The following is a 26,063-nucleotide window of genomic DNA, read 5'->3' on the forward strand; positions in this document are numbered from 1 at the left end:
TGCCCTGGGTTGACTGCAAAACTGATACGCCAGCTCGACATCTATCAAGATCTGCTAGGGTTACACCTGGCCCATCCGCAACGTTATCCCTTCCTGCTGGAGAGCGTTGCTCACGGTACCCCGCATGCCCGTTATGACATCCTGTTTGCCTTTCCGGGGCAGTCACTCGCGCTGTGCATGGATGCACAAGTGTCGCGGGAGGTACGATGCCGGGAGCGGCCGCTGACCGCTTTTCACACTCTCAACGGTGACGGCCTGCTTGTCAATGGGCTGGATTTTCTGGATAACCTCGATGCCTGGTGGGCAAGAGAACGTATACCCACCACGGATGCTGAATCGAACCTGCCGTTTTCAGGCGGGTGGTTTGTCTATCTTGGTTATGAACTTGCCGGACAGGTTGAGCCCTGTCTTGATCTGTCCCTTGATTTGTCCAGGCTTACCTCATCCCTGCCCATCGCGTTCGCTACACGTATTCCTGCGGCTGTTATCAGGGACCACTCGCTGAAACAGACCTTTCTCGTGGCTGAGGATTCTCATGCGTTATTACTGGATGAGATGATGCGCGATCTGGACGCTGTAACGATAGGTGCGGATGACGATCTGTCCCATATACAAACGGACGTGCGGGAGGACGAGCCGGAGCGGTATCTGAACGCGGTGCGGCGCATTAAAGACTACATTGTCGATGGTGATGTGTTCCAGGTTAATTTGTCGCGTGCCTATTCCGGTGTGCTGACGGAAGGTATTACCTGTGCGCAACTTTACCGGAATCTCCGGTGGCATAACCCGGCGCCATTCGCTGGACTGGTGACATACAATGGCAGCGCGATACTAAGCTCCTCGCCGGAGCGTTTGGTGCGGGTGCGCGACGATGTTGTCGAGACCCGCCCCATCGCAGGCACCCGGCCACGCGGTATCGGCGATGAAGATCGTGCGTTGTCGCAGACCTTGCTTGCCCACCCCAAGGAGCGTGCCGAACATGTGATGCTGATCGACTTGGAGCGCAACGATCTGGGGCGTGTGTGTGTGCCCGGCAGCGTGGAAGTGGATGAGTTGATGGGTTTGGAGTCCTATGCCCATGTGCACCACATCGTTTCCAATGTGCGCGGCACCAAGCGCACCGATGTAACGCCGGGGCAGGTGATCCGCGCAGTATTCCCCGGCGGCACCATCACCGGTTGCCCCAAGGTGCGCTGCATGGAAATCATTGCCGAGCTTGAGCAAGCGGCGCGCGGACCCTATACCGGCTCGATGGGCTATCTCAATCATGATGGGAGTTTGGATCTGAATATCCTGATTCGTACCATGTGGGTGGAAGACAACCACGTGCAGCTCCGCGTCGGTGCAGGTATCGTGGCCGACTCCATGCCGGAGGCCGAACTGGAGGAAACTCGCGCCAAGGCACGTGGGTTGTTATTGGCGCTGGGCGTGGAGTTTCCGCTTGGCCCTCCTGCTGCAAAGGAGGAAGGTTAATGATGGGGATGCTGGTGAATGGTGTGCCGGGCACGAGCATCGACGCCAATGACCGTGGCCTGCATTACGGTGATGGTCTGTTTGAGACCATTGCCGTACGTGATGGTGCGCCTGCGCTATGGGACAGGCACATGCAGCGCCTTTTGCTTGGCTGTGAGCGACTTGGCATTGCCCCGATAGATGCCGCACAGCTCCTGCGCGAGTCATTGCAGTTGTGCGATGGTGTCGCCGAAGGTGTGCTCAAAATCATCATCACCCGTGGCAGCGGTGGCCGAGGGTATCGTGCGCCACCTTCGACGCACAGGGATGTGCTAGTGTCGCAAGAGACAGGAGGTCGGGAGCGACCCGGCGCGGTACAACCTACCCGGCTGGTTGCGCTTTATGCGTGGCCGGAATATCCCTCGGCGTTTTGGATTGAGGGGGTGCCCGTGCGGCTATGCTCAATCCGCATGGGCAGCAATACCGCGCTAGCAGGCATTAAGCATCTCAATCGCCTGGAGCAGGTACTGGCGCGCAGTGAATGGGATGATTCGGCGATCCCGGAAGGGCTGATGCTGGATGGCGAAGGTCATGTCATCGAAGGCACGATGAGCAATTTCTTTATTGTGCGCAATGGACGTCTGCTGACCCCGGACCTGAAGCGATGCGGCGTGGCGGGCGTGATGCGCGGATGTATCCTTGATGGCGCGCGAGACGCAGGTATTCCGGTCGACATCACACAAATCACACTTGATGATGTAAAGTCCTCCGATGAGGCGTTTCTATGCAACAGCCTGATTGGCGTGTGGCCAGTGAGGCACTGCGCGGGGATTGATTTTCCGGCGCATCGTCCGATAACAGGCTATATTGCTGCGATGATCAGAGAGCGGGAGTTGCAGAAATAAAGATACTTGTCATCGAATACTATTGGTGCTTTGGCGCTGATTTTTTTGCCTAAACCTGACCACCATGCGAAACACTCTGTTCAAACTTACCGGCTTCCTCATACTGTTCGGCAGCTTTGCCTTCGGCTGGCTGTACATGGATATGACGCAATTCGTCGAAACTCCGTTGCACATTCCGGAAAAGAACGTCTCTTATACCGTCATGCCTGGCGCCGGTTTGAAGGAGGTTGCAAGAGATCTTGCGCGGCGCGGCATGATTGATCACCCAACCTACCTCGTATGGCTGGCGCGCTGGCAGGGCAAGGAGCACAGCATCAAAGCGGGCGAATACCGGTTGACCTCCGTGATGACGCCCGTGGAGTTGCTGGACAATCTCGTGACGGGTAAGGTGGTGGGATATGCGCTTACTGTCGTTGAAGGCTGGAACTTCCGTCAGGTGATGGCCGCCGTCAACAGCCATCCGAAGTTGATACACACCCTGTCTGGCCTGACGGATCAGCAGATCATGGCCAAGCTGGGCTGGCCGGACCAACACCCGGAAGGGCGTTTTTACCCGGATACTTACCAGTTTTCCGGCAATTTCACTGATGTGGCATTTTTACAGCGCGCCTACCGTTTGATGGGCCAACGCCTGGAGGAAGCCTGGCAAAAGCGTAGCCCGGACCTGCCCTATAAGACGCCTTATGAGGCGCTGATCATGGCCTCCATCGTCGAGAAAGAAACCGCCGCACCTGCCGAGCGCCCTATGATCGCGGGCGTATTCATCCGCCGCCTGAAGATCGGCATGCCGCTGGCCACCGATCCCACCATTATTTACGGTCTGGGTGATGCGTTTGACGGTAACCTGCGCAAGCATGACCTTACGGCGGATACCCCGTACAATACCTATCTGCGCCGTGGCCTGCCGCCCACGCCGATAGCCATGCCCGGTGGTGATGCCCTGCAAGCGGCAGTGCATCCGGCGCCAGGCAAGGCCTTGTATTTTGTGGCGCGAGGCGATGGCCGGCACTATTTTTCGGAAACACTGCAAGAGCATAATAATGCGGTGAGGAAGTATCAGTTGCACTGAACATTTCAATGGCAACGAAGCCGGACCGCCTGGTTTCGTTGAATAACTAATAAAATGGGGTATTGCTGTGCGGGATCACATTCGTTTTTGCCGGTCGTGGGTGGTGTTTTTTGTGGTGTTTTGGCTTGGCGCATGTGGTGGCGGGAATGAGCCTGACACCACCCCGCCTAGGATCGTATCCGCGAACCCAGCGGACAAGGCGGTTAAAGTGAGCGTTACCACGGATATAAAGATTGTTTTTTCCGAGCCACTTGATCCAGCAACAGTGACAACATCGACGTTCAATATCGACGGCATAGTGGGTGCCAGGGTGAGCATTGATGACCGTACTCACACCGTCACTATCAGGCCGAGCAAACCCCTTTCGTTTGATGCCACCTATCAACTTACATGCGCGGGCGTGAAGGATAAGGCGGGGAATGAAATGCAGAAGACCGCGCTAACGTTTAGTACATACAAAATGAGCGGGGCCAAGTCTGTTTTCTATAGGGACGGTTTGGTGAGTAGCTACGGGATGGCTACTTATGACATTGATGGTCGATTGATTCGGTGGGCTGATTATAGAGGTCCTGGGCCGGATGGTGCCTGGTTTACCGCCGATGATGTGGCAGGAAGTCATTATTCGAACACATGGGACGGGCAGGGAAATCTCACCCGTCAGGTTGACTATGCTAACAATGGACCTGATGGTATTTCGTGGACCGCCGATGATGGGGTGGATGGTTATCAAGTCCGTCATTTTGACGAAAATAATAACCTCTCTGAAAGGCTGTCATATTTTGATCCAGGTCCAGATAATCTGTGGTTTACTCCTGATGACAAAAAAGGATCGGACTATAAGGTTTTTTACGATGCCAATGGCAAGTTAATTCGTGCGGTTGATGGAAGTGTCGGCAGTGACGGCGTCTATGCTGATATGTGGCATGCATCGTATGGCTACGATGCATGGGGCAATCGCACCAGAGAGACCTTCCATACGCAGGCCGGGGCGGATAGTGCATGGTTTACTGATGATGACGAAGTATCACCCTATAAGGCGTATGTCTACGACGCGAACGGTAACATCATTCGAGAAATAAATTACAAGGGCTCTCGTGGCCTTGATGGCAAATTGTTTACCCCGGATGATGAGGTTTATGACCATACTTCCTTTATTTTTGATGCCAAAAATAACCAGATAAAACAGATCTATTATCGCGCGGGGATTGATGGTGTAGCTCAGATCAGTGACGACACAATCACGGGATATATTTCCTATATCTATGATAGTGGTGGCAAGTTGACGAGAGTCACAAGTTATGGGGGTCCGGGGACTGATAGTGTATGGTTTACCGCAGATGATGGGGTGAGGGGGTACACTTTCACTGTCTATGACAGTGCTGGCAAGCCGACGAGAACCACAAATTATCTGAATCCGGGGGCTGATAGTGTATGGTTTACCGCAGATGACGGGGTGGGATGGTACACTTTCAATGCTTATGACAGTTATGGTAACAGGATTCTTAAAATTGATTTCAATGGCGCTGGGAAGGATGGTGTTTGGGTAACTGCTGACGATACTGCATACGAGTACACAGCAAAAACCTTCGATGCGCACGGCAATATACTCCGTACGGTTGGCTATTATGATGCTGGTGCTGATGGTTTGTGGTTGACTCAGGATGACAAGGTGTTTGGTTATACCTCATACCTGAAAGATGCCGGGGGCGCAGACATTCGTATCCCCAAAATGTACTTTAACCCTGGTCCTGATGGCATCTGGTTTACCCGTGATGATGTGCCAGCGTATCCTTCTGGTTTCAATTATGAAATAGATTCGATTTGCAATGAAGACCGGACTGTTCTATGTACTCACTCATCGGATATTACGGATAGCAAAGGAAACATTACCCGGTCTGTCGGATACAAAAATGCCGGTGCGGATGGGATTAAACATACTGTTGATGACGAAGTGCTTGGTTACATTGAGACCATTTACGATGCGCAAGGTAATCCCGTTAAAACGACGCGCTATAAGGGCGCGGGTGGCGATGGGGTTTGGTTCACTGGCGACGATGTGCTGTTTTCCGCTTACGAAATAAATTTGGCATATTAAAATATTAACTGGAGTTCTTTTGATCATGTCGTTAGGCCCTTTAATGCTCGGCGTGTCCGGGCTTGCGCTGACCCCCGAAGAACGCGAGATGCTCCAGCATCCGCTGGTTGGCGGCGTTATTTTATTCACCCGTAATTACGCAGATCCTGTGCAGGTTGAGGCGCTGGTTGCGGAGATTCATGCGTTGCGCGCGCCGCACCTGTTGGTGGCGGTGGATCACGAAGGGGGACGGGTGCAGCGCTTTCGTAATGGTTTTACGCGACTGCCGCCAATGCGCGATGTGGGTATGATTTATGAACATGATCCCAGGCGTGCCAAAGGGTTGACAGAGACCATAGGCTGGCTGATGGCGGTGGAGTTGCGTGCGGTGGGGGTGGATTTCAGTTTTGCGCCGGTGTTGGATCTGGATCATGGGGTGAGCGGGGTGATCGGTGATCGCGCCTTTCACCGCAGCCCTGAAATTGTCGCCGATCTCGCCCATGCCTATATGTCCGGCATGAACCGCGCTGGCATGGCGGCGACGGGCAAGCACTTTCCCGGCCATGGCGCAGTGGCGCCGGATTCGCATGTCGATATCGCGGTGGATGAGCGTAGTTACAACGACATCTATCTCGACGATATCGTGCCCTTCGAGCGCATGATTCATTATGGCCTGGCGGCGATCATGCCCGCGCATATCATTTACCCGAACGTTGCCCCCGAGCCCGCGGGTTTTTCACGTTTCTGGATGCAGGACGTGTTGCGCAAACGCCTGGGTTTTCAGGGTGTGATCTTCAGTGACGACCTGGAGATGGAGGGCGCAAGTGTCGCCGGAGATATCGTGGATCGTGCCCATGCGGCACTGGATGCCGGGTGTGACATGGTGCTGGCGTGTAATGATTTCACCGCCATGGCGAAACTGCTGGATGGAATGCGTAGCCATGATGATCCGGCGTCCCACTTTCGCCTCGTGCGCATGCACGGACGTAACCCCGTTAGCCGCACGCAACTGCGTAGCGATCCTGCCTGGAAGCAGGCGGTGATGGCGATGGAAGAGGGCATACAGCCGAAGACGCTGGATTTGCTGTGATCCTGCAACGGCTATAGCGTGTCAACCGATCTCACCGAACTTGCCGCCGACATCAAACGATGGGGTCGGGATCTGGGTTTTCAGCAGGTCGGCATTGCCGACACCCAGCTGGATGAGGCCGAAGTCCATCTTATGAATTGGCTGGATGCGGGCCATCACGGTGAGATGGAATATATGGCACGCCATGGCAGCAAGCGTAGCCGGCCCGAGGCGTTGCAGCCGGGCACATTGCGCATTATCTCGGCACGCATGGATTATCTGCCGCCCTTGGGTGCCGATCCTGAATCTGTCTTGGCAGATGCAAGCCTTGGCTACATTTCGCGTTATGCCTTGGGCCGCGATTATCACAACGTGTTGCGCAGCCGCCTGCAAAAACTTGCGCAGCGTATTAGCGAGATAGCGGGGCCATTCAACTACCGCGCCTTCGCGGACAGCGCGCCGGTTCTTGAAAAGGCCCTCGCACAAAAGGCCGGGTTGGGATGGATTGGTAAACACACTAACCTGATTAATCAAAATGCGGGCTCGTGGTTTTTTCTCGGTGAGCTATATACCGACCTGCCACTGCCGGTGGATACTCCAGCGCATAATCACTGCGGCACATGCCGGGCCTGTATCGACGTGTGCCCGACGCAGGCCATCATTGGCCCCTATCAACTCGACGCGCGCCGCTGTATTTCTTATCTCACCATTGAGCTGCGTGGCCCGATTCCTGTTGAGTTCCGGCCATTGATCGGGAACAGGATATATGGATGTGACGATTGTCAGCTTTTTTGTCCGTGGAACCGCTTTGCCCGGCCCACTGGCGAGAATGATTTCTCGCCCCGAGCCGGTCTGGATACGCCGCAGCTAGTAGAATTGTTCGCCTGGAGCGAAGAGGAATTTTTGCAGCGCACAGAAGGCTCGGCGATACGCCGCATCGGATACGAATGCTGGTTGCGCAACATCGCCGTGGCGCTCGGCAACGCGCCTGCCACCCCCTCCATAATCGCCGCCCTTCAGGCGCAGGCCAATCACGCTTCTGCATTGGTGCGCGAGCATGTGCAATGGGCGCTGGCGCAGCATGTGATTTTATGTTGACCCTCCTACTTGATCGTGGTGCGATGGATTGCGGAGATCTGGATCTTGGCGCGCTTGAGCGTGCTCTGCCTGATTGGCGCTCATATGAGTCTACTCATGACGCAGAGGTGGCTGGGCGAATCGTGGATGCTACGGCGGTGATCAGCAACAAGGTCCGGCTTGATGAAGCAGCATTGCGAAACGCGCAACAGTTGCGCCTGATCTGTATCGCCGCCACAGGCACCAACCACGTGGATCTGGAGGCGGCCAAGCGTCGCGGCATTGCCGTGTGTAACGTGCGTGGCTATGCCACGCCCTCCGTGGTGCAGCATGTCTTCGCTTTGATTCTGGCGCTTTCCATTCGTCTGCCGGATTATCAAAGGGCACTGCGTGAAGGCCGCTGGCAGGCGAGCGCGCAGTTTTGTCTGCTGGATTATCCGATCCGCGAGATCGCCGGAAAGACGCTGGGCATTATCGGTTACGGCGAGCTGGGGCAGGCGGTGGCGCGGGTTGCCGAGGCATTTGGGATGACGGTGCTGGTAGCGCAACGCGCAGGCTCCCCCGCAGCGCCAGGACGGATGCCCCTGCATGAGATGCTGCCTCAACTCGATGTGCTTAGTCTGCACTGTCCGCTCGCGCCCGAAACGCGCGGTCTGATCGGCGTGCAGGAATTGGCTCTGATGAAACCCGATGCCCTGCTCATAAACACCGCGCGTGGCGGCATCGTGGACGAGGAAGCGCTGGCAGAGGCCCTGCATAACGGTAGACTCGGCGGGGCAGGGGTGGATGTGCTGCGCGAGGAACCGCCGGTGCATGGCAATCCGTTGTTGACGGACGACGTGCCGAACCTGATTGTTACACCGCATATCGCCTGGGCGAGCCGTGAATCGCGTCAGCGCCTGGTTAACGAAACAGCTGAAAATATCAGAGCATTTTTCTCGGGTATTGAGCGCAACAGGGTTGTATAACACATTGCTGTTTATAGGAAATCCTTGCTTCCTGTAAACGGGTTGGTATTATGGTGAACGTAGGTTTTTGATGGTTGTTCCGCCACTGGTTGGAGAAGTGGAAAGACGCTAAAGGAAGTGCCAGATGAAAGTTGTGAATCGTCGCATCGCCATTGTTGTGCATGACCTGTGTATGGTCTTGCTGGCATGGAGTTCAGCCTATCTTGTCAGGCACAGCTTTTCTTTTCAGGCCATGGAGGGCACCGCCTTCATGGAGATGCTGGCGGTGGTTGTTGCCGCCCAGGGCCTGGTGTTGTGGTGGACCGGGCTGTACCGTGGGCTATGGCGTTTCGCCAGTGTCCCGGATCTTTGGAATATCCTGCGCGCTGCTGTGATAGGCGGCTTGGCGGTCAGCCTTGCGCTGTTTCTGTTTAACCGCCTTGATGGCGTGCCGCGCACCACGCTGGCCCTCTATCCCCTGTTTCTTGTGTTCCTGCTGGGTGCGCCGCGCCTGATCTATCGTGTTTGGAAAGACCGCGGCCTTAACCTGAGTTCCACCCGCGAGTGCAAGCGGGTGTTGATTCTGGGGGCAGGCCGGGCGGGCGAGATGCTGGCACGCGATATGCGGCGGGACAATGAATGCGTGCCCGTCGGCTTTCTGGATGATAATCCGCAGCTCAAGGGCGCCAAGGTGCATGGCATGCCGGTGTTTGGTACTCTCGATCAGGTGGCGCGGGTCGTCGATGATATGGGCGTGGATGTGGTGGTGATCGCCATCCCCTCGGCGAACAGTGCCCAGGTGCGGCGCGTGGTCGAGCTGTGCGAGCAGGCCGGCGTGGTATTCAGAATCCTGCCGCGTATGCAGGATCTGGTGTCCGGCATGGTAAGCGTGCGTGATTTGCGCGAGGTGGCTATCGATGATCTGCTGGGCCGTGAGCCGGTATCGCTGGATTGGCAGTCGATCAGTGACGGACTGGCGGGCAAGACCGTCCTGATAAGCGGCGCGGGAGGTTCTATCGGTTCCGAACTGTGCCGGCAGATCGCACGCCTGGGGCCGGCCTCGTTGGTGCTGTTTGAGCGTGGCGAGTTCAATCTTTACAGCATCGAAATGGAATTGCGCCGCGAGTATCCGAATCTGGTGCTGCATGCCTGCCTGGGCGATGTCTGCGATAAGGTCGCCGTCGAATATGTACTGAGCAAGCACCACCCCGAAATGATCTTCCACGCCGCCGCCTATAAGCATGTCCCCATGTTGCAGAGCCAGGCACGCGAGGGTGTGCGCAACAATGTGCTCGGCACCAAGACACTGGCGCTGGCGGCGGATAAATACGGTTGTGCCAATTTCGTGATGATTTCCACTGACAAGGCGGTCAATCCCACCAATGTGATGGGCGCCAGCAAGCGGGTCGCCGAGATTTTCTGCCAGATGCTGGACCGGCGTTCGAGCACACGTTTTATCACTGTGCGATTTGGCAATGTGTTGGGTTCGGCGGGCAGTGTTGTGCCGCTGTTCCAAAAGCAGATCGCGGCAGGTGGTCCGGTCACCGTCACCCATCCTGAGATCACCCGTTATTTCATGACTATCCCCGAGGCCTGTCAGCTCATTATGCAGGCGGGCGTGATAGGGCAGGGCGGGGAGATTTTTGTGCTGGACATGGGTGAGCCGGTCAAGATCGGCTATCTTGCCGAGCAGATGATCCGCCTGTCTGGCAAGATCCCCGGCGAGGATGTGCAGGTTGTGTATACCGGGTTGCGGCCGGGCGAAAAGCTGTACGAGGAATTGTTTTATGCGCAGGAGGGGCTCACCGAAACCGGGCATGACAAAATCATGCTCGCGCAAAGCCGCGAAGTCGATTGGCGCTATTTAAATGAGACCGTCGACGCGATGGAGCGGGCTAGCAAGGACTATGACGAGGCGCAATTCATGCCTTTGCTAAAGCAACTTGTGCCTGAAATGGGCGAGTCGCCCGCACTCCCTGTGGTGCAGCCATCCAATGTGGTTGAGCTCAAGCGCGGCAAAAGGTAAGCAAACGCTCGATTTCCTTCTTGACCGATTCCACATGTGCCCGGACAGCAGAAGCGGACACTAGCCCCGCTTCTGTTTTTATCGCTCTTTCAAGCCGCGCTACGGCGGCCCGCAATGCGGGCACCCCGCACTGGCATGCCGATCCATGTAGTCTATGAGTATGTTCCAGGAGCTCCCCCATATTCCCGCTGGCATAGGCGTCATCTAGCCTGCTTCGTTGTCCGGGCAAATCATCCAGCAGCATGGCCAGCAGGTCTGCGGCAAGCGCGGCATTGCCTCCCGCCACATGTAACCCTAATGTCTCATCGAACACCGTAGCATTGCTCGCCTGACTCATGTTCGTGGCGGGTGCCGTTTCCGGTGCCGTGCGGTGTACCCACTTTTCAATCATGCGCCACAACTGTTCTTCCTGAACCGGCTTGATCAGCAAATCGTCCATCCCTGCGGCGCCAATGTCGTTGCGTTCTGCGATGAGGGCATCGGCGGTGAGGGCGATGATGGGTACGCGTTGCCCCCCCGATTCCCGCGCCCGGATACGGGAGGATGCCTCCATGCCGTTCATCACAGGCATATGAATATCCATTAGAATGACGTCGAAGCACTGTGTGGCTGCAGCATTGATGGCGTGCTGGCCGTCTTCGGCCTCGGTTGTTTTGGCGCCTTGTTGCCGTAACAATGTGGTCATGAATTTGCGGTTGATTGGGTTGTCATCCGCCACCAATATCCGCAGGCCCGCAAACCGCTGCATGGCAGCCGCAGAAGTTGGCGATGTTGGCAAGGAGAAAGCATCTTCTTCGGCAGGTGCGTTACTGGTGGCAGCGAACCGGCATAGCACCCGATAGAGATCCTTTTGCCGGCACGGCTTGACCAGGCAGGCATCCGCGCCGCTGGCAGAGATGCGGCTCACAGTCTCTTGTCTGTTGTCGCTCATAAGTACGGCGACCTTGCAGTCATAATCGGCCTTGATCGCCTTGACTGTTGCATAAAGCGTGTCTGATTCGAGATCATGTTGCGAGGTGCCAATCATCACCATCGGGCAGTGGATACGCTGGACGACGGCATCGTGCAACATCGGATTTAGGGCTGATGGGTCCTCGGCCTCCATAACTGACATACCCCATCCTGTGAGGGTGTGATAGGCCGCCAGCCGTGCCAGAGGATGTGGCTCATACAGCAAGACCGTATAACCTGCTAGCGGAGTGGCGGCGGGCTGGGCATGGTGTGGGGTGGCGAGGTTTTTTCCGTGCAAGGTGAACCAGAAGGTTGATCCCTTGCCGGGCTCGCTTTCCAGTCCGATTTTGCCACCCATCTGTTCGACCAGTTTTTTACAGATGGTAAGCCCAAGCCCTGTCCCACCATATTTGCGTGTGTCCGAGGTGTCTATCTGGGTGAAGGTCGAGAACAGCCGTCGCTGATCCTTTGAAGCAATGCCGATACCGGTATCGGTGACGCTGATGCGCAGCGCGGTCTGCTCGGCATCTTCTTCATCATCTAGCATAACGCGGACCACTATGCTGCCCGTATGGGTGAACTTGATGGCATTGTCCACCAGGTTGGTGATGAGCTGTTTTACTCTTAGAGGGTCACCACCAAGATGAGATGGCACATCGGAATAGACAAGCGGCACCAATTCCAAGTTTTTCTCATGGGCGATGGGCGCGAGCAAGGCCAGCACTTCATCGAGGCATTCGCGCAGATCACACGCGACATTTTTCAGTACCAGTTTACCTGACTCGATTTTCGACAAATCAAGAATGTCATTGATGATGGCAAGGAGATTTTCAGAGGATTTGCGGATAGTTTCGATGTAGTCACGCTGTTCATCATCCAGTTTTGTTTTTAGGATAAGGCTCGTGAATCCGGCAATTGCGTTCATCGGGGTGTGAATCTCGTGACTCATATTGGCAAGGAATTCTGATTTCACCTTACTTGCTTCAAGTGCATTGTGACGTGCGCTATCCAGTTCTGCGTTTTGCAGCTCCATCATGTCCAGTGTTTTGCGCAAATCCATTGTGGCTTGGGCTATTTTCCCTTGCAGGCCCTCTTGAGCGGCTTTAAGTGCGGAGGTCGTTGAATTAATGCCTATTTCAAGGGCGCGCAATTCATCACCGGATGTGGGTGCGACATGAATTTCAAGATCACCCTGTTCCAGTCGTTTCATCGCCTGGATTACATTCAAGATCGGTTGGGTAACACCTCGCGCCATGCGTAGCGCGATTAATGCGCTCACTATCAATCCTGCAAGAATCATAAGCAGCGCGGTGACAAGTGCCTGTTTTTGTCTTACCACGGTGCTTGCCCGTGACAGCGCGATGGTGACATGCCCAAGTAGCCGGTGTTGCGCGCTTCTTGTTGTGTCTGCGTAGTCATCGATGGCGATGCCGGTGAGAAGGATCGGCGAACGGAACACCAGGAATTGTTTATCCGCTGAGAGTGTTGTGAAGATGTTTGATCCCGTCTTTATTGGCAAACCCGCAAGTGCCGGGGACGCGCCTGATTTGACAAGTGACACACCCTGGGTGTCGGTGATAACGGCCGAGACGACATCGGGCTCCTTGAGCGCAGCATCCACCAGGCCATGCAGAATGCCATGGTTGCCGGAGAAAACTGCGTATTCGCTAGACTGGGTTATATGTGTTGTTATGGCATTGCCGCGATTCAGCAATGTCTGCTCAAGGTCTGCGATGCGCATGCTGGTAAAGTAGGCGGTGATCAGCAGGGCGATAACCGTGGCGGGCAGCAGCGCCAGAAGCAGGATTTTCCTTTTGATGCTCCAGTGCTTCATAAGGATGGTTTATCTGTTTGTTGTAACCGAAGCTGGAGTTCGTTCTCGTTGGGTAGGCGCAATTCAAGAGAGCGTGCCACCTGACGGTTGATCGTGATGGTGTAATAACGCGGATACTGTGGCGCCGGTAGTTTCCAGTTTCTGGTGGCGGCCAGGCGCAGCACTTCCGCGACTTGTTGTCCGATCTGTGCGGGTGTGGAATAGACCGCCATAAGCGCTCCTGCCCGGACATAGGCCTGCGAAAACCCGATGACGGGAATTTTCTGGCGATAGGTTGTCAATAACAGATTCTGCACCGTGTAACGATTGAATATCAATGGGTCAGGGATAGCCAGTATCATGTCGCTTTCTGCTAGTACATCGTTGAGTGTTGCTATCAGCGAACTGTCATTTTTTGCAATGCGGCTGTAGATGCGTAAACCTTCCTTTTCTGCGGCGTTTTCCATGTCTGGAAGAAGTGTTTGTGAAGCCGTACCCAGCACTACCCCAAGCCGTTTGCATTGCGGAAGTGCCAGGCGTAACAGATTGATCTGTCGCGGTAGCGGCTGATCAAGATAGATAGCGGACAAATCGCGCACAGGATTAGCTTCCGACCGCCGCTGCTGAGTGACGCCATCAAAATTTATTTTTGGGATGAGGGCGTGAAGCAACGGTGTTTTGGAGATCGCCGGGATATTCAGTTGTCCAACTTGCTGTGCGGCTGTCGTGCCCAGTGTGACGACAAGATCAGTATCCAAAAAGTCCCGCTCTCGAACGTTGTTGTTATCCAGCGATGCCAGAGGAACGATATTGATATTGAATCCGTTGTCAGAGTATCGCGCAAGCGCGGCTTTCATGCTCTCTATCAATTCTGCGTGGGAATCATCTTGCGGATTGGCGATTATTGTAATATTCGCCGCGCTGGCAATAATGGCCGGCGACATGATGAGCAGGAGAAGGCCAAGCAGCAAGTGCATTTTTCCAAAAACACAATTGATCACGAAACGAGACATTTCTCTTGCTTCATTTCACGATCACACTCAAGCGCGGTGATCATTGCAGGTCCAGTGTCAGTGTTGCATACCAGCGCGAGTCGAAGATATTCTGGTATCGGTATTCCTGATAGCCATCCAGGACATTTTGAGCGACCACTGCAATTTCACCACGATGGAACGGGCGGGCAAGACGCAGGTCGAGTCGTTTCATTGCGCCGGCACTCTCCGCTGTAACCATGCCTATGTAATAGACCTTGTCGGTTTGATAATACCCAAGGCTGCCCCGTAAATTGCTCGGCAAGTTTTGCATAGCCAGCAGGCTGAGCGAATTGGTGGGGGCTGTCGTCGAATAGCGAATCCAGTAGTTGCTGCTGTTGATGTCGGTATAGGCATAACTCAATATCACTTGTGTGCTTTTGTGGGGAGCGTATTTTATCTGGGTTTCCGCGCCACGGATGGTGGCGTTGTCGCCATTCAGGAATTGCCGGGTCTTTCCGTCAACATTGTCGGCGGCATAAGAGGTTTGGCCCGCACTGATAAGGCTCTTTATTTCGTCCTGAAAAATCTTGATATCCAATGAGAGGTTCGCCGCTGGGAAATTGCCGATATAGCCCAGTTCGCGCGAGACGATGGTTTCCGGCATCAGATTTTTACTGCCAAGATAAAGGTGGTTTCGTAACGGCCCGAAGGTTGCCTTATAGTCGGCGCGGTCTTCGTATATCACTGGCGTGCGTAGCGCTTTTGAAACACTGGCGCGTAACGAATGGTGTTCGTTGATCAGGTAGTTCACCGCTACACGTGGTGCAATATCCGTGTTGGTGATATCGTTATTTTCCAGCATTGCACCCATGTTCAAAAGCCATGCCGGGGTGATACGCCACTCACTGGAGGCAAACAAGCGATGCAGCCTATGGTTAAGTGTTTGTGTCGTGCCCAGAAACGTGGGTGAAGTGACCTGGTCGACGCGGGTGCTCGCGCCCCATACGAAACGCCAGTTTTCAAAGGGACTCAGGTTGTGTTGCAGTTCCAGGTCATAACGCTCCGCTGTCACGTCCTCGTTCATGGGGAGTTGCGCGCCGCCGATGACTTTCAGTGGTGGGGTGAGCCATGCCTCACTGGCCTTGTGGTAATTGTGAAAGAATTGAATGCTGATTTCCTGGTTGGCATTCATGCTGCGTTGCCAGCGGAGCTGTTCATAGCGGCTGTTTACGGTTCTTGTGTGTTCGTTATTGGTGGGCGTGGGGTTGTCCTGTGTCGGCGGCTCGCCCATACCGCGCGGGCCGGTGTTGAGTCCGAATTGAAACATGACAGTGTCATTCGTATTGGGACGGTAATCGGCGCGCAGTGTGGCCAGAGAAACACGTTTACTGTCATTGCGGTTATCAAAGCCCTCATCCTGGCGATGGCCCAGGGTAAGCCGGTAGTCGAGGTTGCCGCTTGTGCCGCCATGGCGCAAAAAGCCCTCCGCCACGCCTTTGGAGCCACCTATCGCCTTGATGCGTGTGCCTGCATCCTGTGATGCGTGGCGTGTGATGATATTGATAACACCCTGAAAGGCGTTGGCGCCATAACTCGCCATGTTCGGGCCGCGTATCACCTCGATGCGCTCGATGTCGTCCAGTGCGAGCGGCAGGTCACTCCATTGCACGCCGCCGAAGGCCGGGGTGTACACCGAACGTCCGTCAACCAGGACTTGCAGGCGTTTTGCATAGGTATCCGCCAGGCCATGGTAGGTCACGGTTTGCCAGTGGCCGCTCGCATACCCTACCTGAAAGCCCGGCACCAGCCTGAAGAGGTCGGCCAGCTCGCGCGCTCCCGAGGCGCTGATCATGTCCCGATCAATGACCGTGGTTGCGGCGGGCGCTTCAACCGGGGGTTGAGAGAGGCGTGAGGCAGAGAGTATGACAGGCATTTTCCCAAGAAAATCCTCGTCCGCGAGCCATTTTGTGCCGGCGTCCTTGGTATTTTCCGCATGTGTCTTGTCTGCCATTAATAGCATGATTTCCAAACACGTCAGTACTGCCACTTTCAGGGCGTGGCTGTTTTTATACATAGAAGGGATTCCGAGATTAGAATGTATTTTTCGGGGGGTGTCAGTCGGGGGATAGCCAGGTACGCTGTAAGAGAATAACTATCGGCTTTATTCTAAAGAAAAGGGCGTTTGTCTGCAAAAATTGAGATAAAATTAGCCGTATCCTAGAAACGGCAGTTGACCGCTTCTTTGGACGCTTAGCAATATGTTTTGAATTAGGCTTTATCATGCCCTGCGAATGCACCTGTTTGGTGAGCCCGCTACGGGGCGGATTGCACGGTTTTCAGTGCGCATAGCAGCGTTGCAACTCCTTGGAATGGAACAACCATTTCGCGTCGTTGCGCCTTGCCCTGCACCCCGAAAACCGCACACTCCACCCCGTCCAACTGCCGTTTCTAGGATTATGAACTTCTCAACACTTGAAACATTTGTCGGCAACACCCCGCTGGTCAGGTTAAAGCGTCTGCCCGGCGCGACCAGCAACACCGTTCTGGTGAAGCTGGAGGGTAACAATCCCGCCGGTTCGGTGAAAGACCGGGCAGCCCTGAGCATGATACGTCATGCCGAGGCGCGCGGTGAGATTGCGCCTGGCGATACCTTGATCGAGGCCACCAGCGGCAATACCGGGATCGCCCTGGCGATGGCCGCCGCCATCAAGGGTTATCGTATGGTGCTGATCATGCCCGAACACATGAGCGTGGAGCGTCGCGCGGTGATGAAGGCCTTCGGTGCGGAGCTGGTGCTTGTTCCGCGAGAAGGGGGCATGGAGGCGGCCCGTGATCTGGCTGTGCATATGGAGCAGGCAGGGCAGGGTAAGCGGCTCGATCAGTTTTCCAATCCTGACAATCCCTGCGCCCACTACGAGGGGACCGGCCCGGAGATCTGGCGCGACACCGGCGGCAAGATCACCCATTTTGTCAGCGCCATGGGCACCACCGGTACCATCATGGGCGTATCGCGCTATCTCAAGGAACAAAACCCCGCTATCCAGATTGTTGGCGTACACCCAGAAGAAGGTGCCAATATCCCGGGCATCCGCCGCTGGCCCAAGGAATACCTGCCGAAGATTTATGACGCCTCACGGGTGGATCGCGTCATGGAAGTGGGGCAGATGGAGGCGGAGGAAACTACGCGGCTGCTCGCGGCACGCGAGGGGATTTTTGCCGGCATTTCCTCCGGCGGCGCGCTGTATGCGGCGCTGCGTCTGTCACAAGAAGTGGAGAACGCCGTTATCGTCAGCATTGCCTGCGACCGGGGTGACCGCTATCTGTCTACTGGGGTATTTCCTGAATGAACGTATTTGTCTTCGATATTGAAACGGTGCCCGATGTCGAGGCAGGCCGGCGGCTGCATGCGCTGGAGGGCTTGAGCGACAAAGATGTTGCCGAAGTGATGTATCACCTGCGCCGCCAGGAGACCGGCGGTTCGGATTTTCTCCGCCTGCACCTGCAAAAGATCGTTGCAATCTCCGCAGTGTTGCGCACCCGCGATACAGTCAAGGTGTGGTCGCTGGGTGAGCCGGAGGCCCCGGAGCAGGAGTTGATCCAGCGCTTCTACGACGGCATCGACAGATTCACCCCTACCCTGGTGACATGGAATGGCGGAGGATTTGATCTCCCCGTGTTGCACTATCGCGCCTTGCTGCACGGCATCGCCGCGCCGCGTTACTGGGATACCGGCGATGATAATCGCGAGTTTCGCTGGAACAATTACCTGAACCGCTATCATGACCGGCATACCGACCTGATGGATGTGCTGTCGGGTTTTCAGGCGCGCGCCACCGCACCACTGGACGACATCGCCACCCTGTTGGGCTTTCCCGGTAAGATGGGCATGCACGGTGCGCAGGTGTGGGATAGCTACCAGCGCGGCGATATTATTGGCATCCGCAACTATTGCGAGACGGATGTGCTCAATACCTATCTCGTCTATTTGCGATTTGAGTTGATCAGGGGGCGCCTTACTGCTGAGGCCTATGCCAGCGAATGCCAGCGCCTGCGCGATGCGTTGATCAAAGAGAACAAGATCCACCTTGGTGAATTTCTACAGGCGTGGCAGCAATAAAAAAAACGATTGAACCGCAGAGAACGCAGAGGACGCAAATGCCAGGCAGGACGCCCAAATGCGGTGGGTGCAGGGATGCACAGGAACCGCGAAACTCAGAGAGTTAGCATAACTAGCACACCCACCCGGCGGGTGACTCGGAACACCTTGCCAAGGCCTTGTTTTTACCCTGCGTTCTCTGCGCACTCAGCGGTGAATAGCCGTTTTCAGGATAAACTCTCAAGCATGACAAGACGTAATCTCAAAAAAATGCCGGTCGAACCGGTGCGGGCCGATGTTGAATCTCTTACTCAGGACGCCCGTGGCGTGGCTCATATCGGCGGCAAGGCGGTGTTTATCGAAGGGGCGTTGCCGGGCGAGGAGGTGATGTTTACCTATGTCGCCCGCCACAGGCGTTATGACGAAGGCCAAGCGGTGCAGATACTCAAAGCCTCCCCGCACCGTGTCGAACCACGCTGCCCGCATTTCAATGTATGCGGCGGCTGCAGCCTGCAGCACATGGCGGTCGAGGCGCAGATTTTGGCTAAGCAGCAGGTGCTGCTCGACAGCCTCGCGCACATCGGCAAGGTGGCCCCTGAATCCCTGCTGCCCCCGCTCACCGGGCTGCACTGGGGATATCGGCGCAAGGCGCGTCTGAGCGCGAAATATGTGATGAAAAAACCGGCGATGCTGGTGGGCTTCTGCGAAAAACGCAGCAACCTGCTCGCAGACCTGACGCGCTGCGATGTGCTTGATCCCTCCGTGGGTGAGCGCATTGTGGAACTGCGGGCTTTGCTCAATGGCATGGACGCACGTGACCGCATACCACAGATTGAGATTGCAGTAGGCGACCACCAAGCCGCCTTGGTGTTTCGCACGCTTGCCGATCTTGATGGCGATGATCAAAACAGGCTGCGTGGGTTTGGCGAGCGTCACGGTTTTCAGATCTATCTGCAACCGGGCGGACCGGAGACAGCGAAACTGCTATGGCCGGAGTCTGCCACGCTTAGCTATCGCCTGCCGGATTACGATCTCGAGTTGTTCTTCCTGCCCACCGATTTTACACAGGTGAATGCCGAGCTCAACCGCCCGATGATTAATCGTGCGCTGGAGCTGTTGGACCCACAGCCCGGCGAGCGGATACTCGATCTGTTTTGTGGCTTGGGCAATTTTACACTGCCACTGGCGCGGCGCGCGGGTAGCGTGGTGGGTGTGGAGGGGAGCGAGGCGTTGGTGCAGCGTGCGCGCGACAATGCGCAACGCAACGGCATCGCCAATGTTGAATTCCATGCCGCTGATTTGAATCTTACCGTGGACTATTCGTGGGTCGGCCCCGGTTTTGACAAGATACTGCTCGATCCGCCCCGCACAGGTGCCTTTGAGGCCGTAAAACACCTGCCTGCGTTTGGCGCCTCGCGCCTGGTGTATGTCTCATGCAATCCCGCCACCCTGGCGCGTGATGCCGCCGAGCTGGTGCATAATCACGGCTACCGCATGGTCAGCGCAGGCGTCATGGACATGTTCCCGCATACCACGCATGTAGAATCAATCGCATTATTCGAGCGGTGATTCACGAATAGGCTCTTGATCCGCAAGCTCCACGACATTCTGTGGTTGTCCGGCAAAGAATCCGCCTATATTTTCAATCGTTGTTGATAGGCTGCGGTCTAACGTCTCGACGGTGTTGAAGGCATTGTGGGGCGTCAGGATAATATTTTCACCCAACTGTAACTGAAAACTGTGCAGTGCCTGCTCAAGTTGCGTTGATGCCAGGTCACGCGGCAGGGGGGCCTGGGCATGGAGCCACACCATTTCTCCCTCGAAGCGATCCAGTGCCAGACCGCCAAAGTGTCCCTCCGCCTGCAGTCGCGCCAATGCCCGGCTGTCGATCAGTCCGCCGCGCGCGGTGTTGACCAGCACCGCCCCCGCCTTCAGTGATCGCAGCCGCGTTTCATCGAGCAGGTGATGCAGGGTGCCGGTATAAGGCAGGTGCAGACTGAGGGCATCCACCTGTGGCAACAAGGTGTCAAGGTCCAGATAAACCACACCATAATCCTGGCTGAATTGTTCATTGGGCTGGGGATCCCAGGCCAGGATGCGCATGCCGAAGGCGTGGGCGAAGCGCACCACCCGCGCCCCGACCGGGCCAGTGCCGATTATCCCCAATGTCTTGCCGTGCAAATTCTGCCCCGTGAGGCCGATGCGAGAAAAGTTGCCATTGGAACATCGCTTCAACGTGGGCGTCAGGCGCCGCATCAAGGCGATGAGCAGGCCGAAGGCATATTCCGCTTTTGCGATTTCACCGTAGTGCGGCACATTGCACACGGTTACCCGGTGCTGCGCTGCCGCTGCCAGATCGATATGATCGAAACCAGAAGAACGTGTTGCCACGAGGCGCAACGCTGGAAGCCGTTCGCATATATCCATGGTAATCGGGCTGTCAGTGAAGATTGAGATCGCTGCGCTCTTTTCCGCAAGCGCAGTATTTTTCAGACTCAGCGGTTCCTCCACCAGCCGGGCGTCCCAAAACGGATAATTATGAAGCGCCTTGCGCAGCAGCGGGTGCTGATCTTCCGAGACATCATAAAAGGTGATATCGGCAACCATATAGATTCGCATCCGTTAAAAGCATTTTACTAACCGTCTACACTGCGCAGTATGAGTGGAAATAACCACATTTTCCTTGATCTAGATCAATGTTTTTTGAGTTGACTGGATATATATTGGTTTCGTAGTTCCCACTTAAGGAAAAGGAGATATGTCATGACCAATCTTGTGAGATTTAATCCCTTTGATATCAGTGCCTTTGACAACAGGCTTGAGGAGTTGATGCGGGATTTTGTCAGGCCGTTGCGCCATGAAATGCTGGGCAAGCCGACGGTCACACTTGACATTTCCGAGAATGACAAGGCCTACACCGTGCGTGCCGAGATGCCAGGCGTGAACAAAGAGGATATTAATGTAACGATCAATGGCAACCAGGTTGCCATCAGCGCCGAAGTGAAAAAAGAGAAGGAAGAAAAGGAAGGCGAGAAGGTGCTGCGTAGCGAACGCTATTATGGCAGCATGTACCGCAGCTTTACGCTGGCGCAGGAAGTGGATGAGACCGAAAGCCAGGCAAAATATGCTGACGGCGTGTTGACGCTGACGCTGCCGAAAAAGGCGGTGACCGCAGCCAAGAAGCTTGCGATAAAGTAAGGGTGCTGTGGCGGTATTGCAACTGGTTTAGTTGCAATATGTAGCGAGTAAGTAAACTGTCCTGAGTTGTAGCACATGATCTGTTCGGTTTTATAGTGGCCTTCCACGGGGGGGCAGACTATGAACCGGGCAGAATTCATGCAGGAACTACGTAAGATGCGATTTGAAGAGGCGTATAAAGGCTGGACAGAGAAGCGCTTAAGCCAGCGCGAAGCGGTAGTTGTCAAGCTAGTTGTCGCCTGAATGCTTGAATTTATGCTGCCTTTTTGAGTTCTAAATTTTCCTCCTTTGGATCGGTTTTTTCGGCGACTTGTTGATCGGGATTCAAGTGAACTACGCGGACTGGCCGCCAGTTTCGAGTAACGCCACTCCAACGCTCTGGATGCCTTTTCTTCGCTGCTTCATAGACGTCGACGCGCTTCTGTAGCAACGCGGTGTCCAGGCCCGCATGGCGCTCTGCGGGGGTAACGAATCTGATGGCACTGTGACGATGTTCATGGTTGTACCAATGAACAAACATGCTGACCCACTGCCTGGCGGCAATGAGACTTTCAAACGGTCGGAGGGGATAGACTGGCCGGTATTTCAACGTCTTGAATAGCGACTCCGAAAAAGGATTGTCGTTGCTGACCGCCGGGCGACTGAACGATGGCATCACGCCCAGCGCTTGCAGGGTGGCCAGCATCGTGGCGCCTTTCATCGGGCTGCCATTGTCAGAATGCAACACCACCTGATTCAGTGCGATGTTTTCCCGCTTGCAAATATCGCGCATAACTTCGCTTGCCAAGTCACTACTTTCTGCATCATAGATCTGCCAGCCAACGATTTTTCGGCTAAAAATATCCATGAACAAATACAGATAAAAATAGATTCCCTTCACCTGCGTTCGCAGATAAGTGATGTCCCAGCTAAATAACGCATTGGGCGCCGTTGCACAGAGCGCACGCGGCTTGTGGCGCTGTTGCGCGGGTCGTTCTGCGCCACGATGCCTGAGCTGATTTTCTTCTCTCAGAGCGCGGTAAATGGTTGACTCGGAAGCGATATATTGCCCACGGTCGGCCAGCCGTGGAACGATTTGACCTAGCGGAAGATCCCCAAATTCGTCTGAATTTACGACTGCCAGCAGGCGTTCGCGTTCCAGCACACTGAGCTTGTTTTTGGGCGCCTGCAACCGCATGGGTCGCTGATCGCCGCGTAATGGGTCGAGCTGCCAGCGTTGCAAAGTGCGTTCGCTGAGAGAGATCGCCGCACAGGCGCGATCCTGGTGCGCACCTGCAGCGATTGCTTCCGCCACCAGTGCCATGACTTGGCCGCGCTCTGCGAGGGAGGTCATTTGACCTCGTCCTCCCAGAGTGCGCGGAACTTTTTTTGCAGGATCAGCAAGGCTGCCGCCTCCGCCAATGCCTTCTCTTTTCGCACTAACTCACGCTTGAGTTTCTCATTTTCATCTTTCAATGTCCGAAATTCACGGGTGCCTGGTACCGCTTTCACCTCGGTACAAAAAGCCGTTTTCCAGCTTGTCAGATGATGGGCAAATAAACCTTTTTCACGACACCACGCATGCAAGGTCTCGCCTGACAAGCCATGGGTTTCATGCAATGCCACCAGTTGCTCCTCCGTACTCCAGTCCTGGGGCCGTTTCTCTTTTGTCACCGATACACTGAGCTTGCCCATCGATTTCCTTTTCATCCAATTCTTTAAAGTATGGAAACTAACGCTCAGGTCTTCCGCCACCGACCGGACTGTCCGATCTCCACGAGAAAATACCTTGACCAGTGCTTGTTCTATAAATGCCTCAGAATACGTTATTTTCATCGTCGCCTCTATTTTAGAAAATTAAAATTTAGAGGCGACAACTAGCCTGACACAGGGGGGAAGCGGCAGAGATACTCGGCGTGTGTGACCGCACCTTTCGGCGTTATGTGCAGCGCTTTGAGGGCGACGGCGTGGAGGGCTTGATTGACTATCGTTTAGGGCAAGTCTCCCACCGACGGGCACCGGTAGACGAAGTCATTGCGTTGACCACCCTGTATACCACACGGTATAGCGGCTGGAATACGCGGCACTTTCATGAGCGCTATCAACAAGGTGGCGGTAAGCGCAGTTACACTTGGGTGAAGAGTGCCTTGCAAAAAGAAGGCGCTGTAAAACGCGGGCAGGGCAAAGGCAAACACCGCAAACAGCGCGCCCGGCGCGCCCTGCCGGGCATGATGATTCATCAGGACGGCAGCACCCATCAGTGGGTACCAGGGGTGTACTGGGATTTGATCGTGACGATGGATGATGCCACCAACGTGCACTACTCGATGTTTTTTGTCGAGCAGGAAGGCACCGCCTCGAGTTTTCGGGGGGTGCGTGAAGTGATTGAGCAGAACGGCCTGTTTTGCTCGTTTTATAGTGATCGGGGCAGCCATTATTGGACCACCCCGGCGGCGGGAGGAAAGGTTGATAAGGTGAATCTGACCCAGGTTGGTCGTGCCCTCAAGTAGTTAGGCATCGAGCAGATCGCGGCGTATTCGCCGGAAGCGCGGGGGCGATCTGAACGCATGTTCCGCACCCATCAGGAACGTCTGGTGAAGGAGCTGGCGCTCCACGGTATCACCACCATGGAGGCCGCCAATCGCTACCTGAAAGGAGGTCTATCAACCGGCCTTCAATCAGCGCTTTACGGTGCCTGCGGCGGAAACGGGCCGTGCCTTTGTGCCGGTCGTGGGCGTTATCCTGGATAACATTTTGTGTGAGCACTTTGAACGAACCGTGGGCAAGGATAACTGCGTGCAGTTTGAAACCCTGCGCTTACAGATCCCCCCGGATCAGCACCGGATGCATTACGTCAAAGCCACTGTCCAGGTGCAGCGTTATACGGATGGGCGTCTGGGGGTATTTCATGGGCCGCGCTGTTTAGCCCGTTATGCCGCTAATGGGCAAGTACAACACGATGCCAGGGTGCAAGCGGCTTAACACCCCTCAGTGGCTCTATTTTGAGGTTAATGAGAGTAAAAACCAACACGTTTACGCCACGATCCGCTGCGTGAACGGCCTCCCGAGCCAGGGGGTTGTTTAAAACCAAAAGCGGACGGTTGATGTGCTACAAAACCGGACAGGTCTATTTGTTGCTAACACTGGTTTAGTTGCAATACCGCCATGCAGGCTGGGTTTCGGCAACCTGCTCCGTGCGTTGCTCTACCTCTTGGCGCCCCATCGCGCTGTAAAAAGCCCCGTGTGTGCCGGGTAATAGTAAAAGGGTGGGGTACGTGGCGCTAATCTAAACTTACTCCGCATTTATAAGGCGAATGCTCCGCGAGTTCCTGCATGTATCTTCCCATGACGATTTTCTCCCGGGTCAGAAAATCTTCGATGGCGTTACGGAAGCCTTCGTGGGCGATCCAGTGTGCGGAATAGGTAGGTGTGGGTAAAAAACCGCGACTGATTTTGTGTTCGCCCTGCGCGCCGGCCTCGAAACGCTTGATGCCGTGTTCGATGCAGTAGTCGATGGCGCGGTAATAACAGGCCTCGAAATGCAGGCTGTGGAAGTGTTCAGTGCAGCCCCAGTGGCGGCCATACAAGGTATCCCGACCGCGCAGAAAAAAGGCCCCGGCTACATGGCGCCCGTCGTGGCGGGCCATGATGAGCAGGGTCTGATCGGGCATCGTCCGCCCTAGTTCCTTAAAAAATTCTGGTGTCAGTGAGGCTATACCGCCTTTTTCATCGAAGGTGGATGCGTAGAAAGCATGGAAGATGTCCCATTGTTCATCGCTGATCTGGTGGCCATTCAAAAGCTCCAGTGCCACGCCTGATTCCCGCACCTGGCGGCGCTCGCGCTTGACCTTTTTGCGCTTCTCTGCGGAAAAATCACTCAAGAAATCATCAAAATCGCGGTATCCCTGGTTCGTCCAGTGGTACTGGCAGCCGACGCGCCGCATCAGGCCGTGTCGTTCCAGTCGTTGCGTGTCGGCATCATCGGTGAACAGCCAGTGCATGCTTGAGAGGTTTAGATTGCGGGCATGGTTCAGCGCACCTTCGATCAGCAGATCGGCGACGGCTTCGCGATTGGGCGTGTCGGCCAGCAGCAGGCGTGATCCGGTGGCGGGAGTGTAGGGGATGGAAACCACCAACTTAGGATAGTAGTGTAACCCGCTGCGCTGATAGGCTTCGGCCCATGCCCAATCAAATACGAATTCTCCATAGGAGTTGTTCTTGAGATACATCGGCACCGCGCCGAGCAGTTGGCCGTTATCTTCGACGATAAGGTGCTGGGGCCACCAGCCCGCTTCCGCACCGACACAGTGGTGGCGCTCCAGTGCGGCGAGGAATTCATGGCGCAGAAAAGGGTTTTCATCGCCAGCCAGGCTGTTCCATTGGGCGGCGGGGAGGGTGTTGAGACTGTCGAGGAGGGTAAGTTGCATACCAGA

General features: G+C 55.3%; 21 protein-coding genes. 15 read left to right on the top strand and 6 right to left on the bottom strand.

What is annotated here, in order from left to right:
• Positions 1-9: 9 nt before the first annotated feature.
• The 8 genes from M3A44_07425 to M3A44_07460 all read left to right on the top strand — a co-directional run bounded on the left by M3A44_07425 (position 10) and on the right by M3A44_07460 (position 10,619).
• The gene (locus M3A44_07425; GenBank protein MEQ6341476.1) at positions 10-1,473 is read left to right on the top strand and encodes an aminodeoxychorismate synthase component I; all 1,464 of its coding nucleotides are present in this window, start codon (positions 10-12) and stop codon (positions 1,471-1,473) included.
• The gene (pabC, locus tag M3A44_07430) at positions 1,473-2,357 is read left to right on the top strand and encodes an aminodeoxychorismate lyase (GenBank protein ID MEQ6341477.1); all 885 of its coding nucleotides are present in this window, start codon (positions 1,473-1,475) and stop codon (positions 2,355-2,357) included. Before M3A44_07425 ends, pabC begins: the two co-directional genes overlap by 1 nt.
• Positions 2,358-2,421: 64 nt before the next feature.
• Positions 2,422-3,426, top strand: a complete 1,005-nt coding sequence (gene mltG, locus M3A44_07435; protein MEQ6341478.1) for an endolytic transglycosylase MltG — start codon at positions 2,422-2,424, stop codon at positions 3,424-3,426.
• 208 nt (positions 3,427-3,634) lie between these two features.
• Positions 3,635-5,521, top strand: a complete 1,887-nt coding sequence (locus tag M3A44_07440) for an Ig-like domain-containing protein (GenBank protein ID MEQ6341479.1) — start codon at positions 3,635-3,637, stop codon at positions 5,519-5,521.
• Between the two features lie 25 nt (positions 5,522-5,546).
• A complete protein-coding gene (nagZ, locus tag M3A44_07445; GenBank protein ID MEQ6341480.1) occupies positions 5,547-6,590 on the top strand; it encodes a beta-N-acetylhexosaminidase in 1,044 nt (347 codons plus the stop codon).
• Between the two features lie 18 nt (positions 6,591-6,608).
• A complete protein-coding gene (gene queG, locus M3A44_07450; GenBank protein MEQ6341481.1) occupies positions 6,609-7,667 on the top strand; it encodes a tRNA epoxyqueuosine(34) reductase QueG in 1,059 nt (352 codons plus the stop codon).
• Positions 7,661-8,614 carry a 2-hydroxyacid dehydrogenase gene (locus M3A44_07455; protein ID MEQ6341482.1) on the top strand — a complete coding sequence of 318 codons (954 nt, stop codon included), beginning with the start codon at positions 7,661-7,663 and terminating at the stop codon, positions 8,612-8,614. Before queG ends, M3A44_07455 begins: the two co-directional genes overlap by 7 nt.
• Positions 8,615-8,738: 124 nt before the next feature.
• Positions 8,739-10,619 carry a polysaccharide biosynthesis protein gene (locus M3A44_07460; protein ID MEQ6341483.1) on the top strand — a complete coding sequence of 627 codons (1,881 nt, stop codon included), beginning with the start codon at positions 8,739-8,741 and terminating at the stop codon, positions 10,617-10,619.
• Here the strand turns inward: M3A44_07460 and M3A44_07465 are convergent.
• Genes M3A44_07465 through M3A44_07475 form a run of 3 tightly spaced genes read right to left on the bottom strand, consistent with a single transcriptional unit; the run spans position 10,600 to position 16,431 of the window.
• Complete coding sequence (locus M3A44_07465; GenBank protein ID MEQ6341484.1) at positions 10,600-13,404, bottom strand: ATP-binding protein; 2,805 nt, start codon at positions 13,402-13,404, stop codon at positions 10,600-10,602. The two genes, M3A44_07460 and M3A44_07465, sit on opposite strands and share 20 nt — an antisense overlap.
• Positions 13,401-14,396, bottom strand: coding sequence for a hypothetical protein (locus tag M3A44_07470; protein ID MEQ6341485.1), 996 nt, complete (start codon positions 14,394-14,396; stop codon positions 13,401-13,403). Before M3A44_07470 ends, M3A44_07465 begins: the two co-directional genes overlap by 4 nt.
• 40 nt (positions 14,397-14,436) lie before the next feature.
• Positions 14,437-16,431, bottom strand: coding sequence for a TonB-dependent receptor (locus tag M3A44_07475; protein MEQ6341486.1), 1,995 nt, complete (start codon positions 16,429-16,431; stop codon positions 14,437-14,439).
• 382 nt (positions 16,432-16,813) lie between these two features.
• On the opposite strand from M3A44_07475, the gene cysM reads away from it, so the two are divergent.
• The 3 genes from cysM to rlmD all read left to right on the top strand — a co-directional run bounded on the left by cysM (position 16,814) and on the right by rlmD (position 20,022).
• Entirely contained in the window at positions 16,814-17,704 is an 891-nt protein-coding gene (gene cysM / locus M3A44_07480) for a cysteine synthase CysM (protein MEQ6341487.1), read from the top strand.
• Positions 17,701-18,474, top strand: a complete 774-nt coding sequence (locus M3A44_07485; protein ID MEQ6341488.1) for a 3'-5' exonuclease — start codon at positions 17,701-17,703, stop codon at positions 18,472-18,474. The genes cysM and M3A44_07485 overlap by 4 nt, the downstream gene beginning before the upstream one ends.
• A 225-nt stretch (positions 18,475-18,699) precedes the next feature.
• A complete protein-coding gene (gene rlmD, locus M3A44_07490; protein MEQ6341489.1) occupies positions 18,700-20,022 on the top strand; it encodes a 23S rRNA (uracil(1939)-C(5))-methyltransferase RlmD in 1,323 nt (440 codons plus the stop codon).
• On the opposite strand, the gene M3A44_07495 is transcribed toward rlmD, so the two are convergent.
• Entirely contained in the window at positions 20,008-21,060 is a 1,053-nt protein-coding gene (locus M3A44_07495) for a hydroxyacid dehydrogenase (protein ID MEQ6341490.1), read from the bottom strand. The genes rlmD and M3A44_07495 overlap by 15 nt on opposite strands.
• Before the next feature lie 156 nt (positions 21,061-21,216).
• Here M3A44_07495 and M3A44_07500 point away from each other — a divergent pair, with 156 nt between their 5' ends.
• Complete coding sequence (locus tag M3A44_07500; GenBank protein ID MEQ6341491.1) at positions 21,217-21,651, top strand: Hsp20/alpha crystallin family protein; 435 nt, start codon at positions 21,217-21,219, stop codon at positions 21,649-21,651.
• Between the two features lie 253 nt (positions 21,652-21,904).
• Here the strand turns inward: M3A44_07500 and M3A44_07505 are convergent.
• Positions 21,905-23,466, bottom strand: a protein-coding gene (locus M3A44_07505; protein MEQ6341492.1) for an IS3 family transposase whose coding sequence is annotated in 2 segments (ribosomal slippage) — positions 21,905-23,013 and positions 23,013-23,466 — 1,563 coding nt in all. Because the reading frame shifts where the segments join, the coding sequence is not laid out codon by codon here.
• An 80-nt stretch (positions 23,467-23,546) separates the two neighbouring features.
• Between M3A44_07505 and M3A44_07510 the strand changes: the two genes are divergently transcribed.
• From M3A44_07510 to M3A44_07520, 3 genes are read left to right on the top strand one after another with little or no spacing between them, the layout of a single operon-like run.
• Complete coding sequence (locus M3A44_07510) at positions 23,547-24,140, top strand: hypothetical protein (protein ID MEQ6341493.1); 594 nt, start codon at positions 23,547-23,549, stop codon at positions 24,138-24,140.
• Positions 24,141-24,197: 57 nt separating this feature from the next.
• Positions 24,198-24,380, top strand: coding sequence for a hypothetical protein (locus M3A44_07515; protein MEQ6341494.1), 183 nt, complete (start codon positions 24,198-24,200; stop codon positions 24,378-24,380).
• 46 nt (positions 24,381-24,426) lie between these two features.
• Positions 24,427-24,612 carry a hypothetical protein gene (locus M3A44_07520; GenBank protein ID MEQ6341495.1) on the top strand — a complete coding sequence of 62 codons (186 nt, stop codon included), beginning with the start codon at positions 24,427-24,429 and terminating at the stop codon, positions 24,610-24,612.
• A gap of 299 nt (positions 24,613-24,911) precedes the next feature.
• On the opposite strand, the gene M3A44_07525 is transcribed toward M3A44_07520, so the two are convergent.
• Complete coding sequence (locus M3A44_07525; GenBank protein ID MEQ6341496.1) at positions 24,912-26,057, bottom strand: GNAT family N-acetyltransferase; 1,146 nt, start codon at positions 26,055-26,057, stop codon at positions 24,912-24,914.
• Between the last annotated feature and the right edge of the window lie 6 nt (positions 26,058-26,063).

The organism is Gammaproteobacteria bacterium (genome assembly GCA_040183005.1).
Classification (GTDB): Bacteria; Pseudomonadota; Gammaproteobacteria.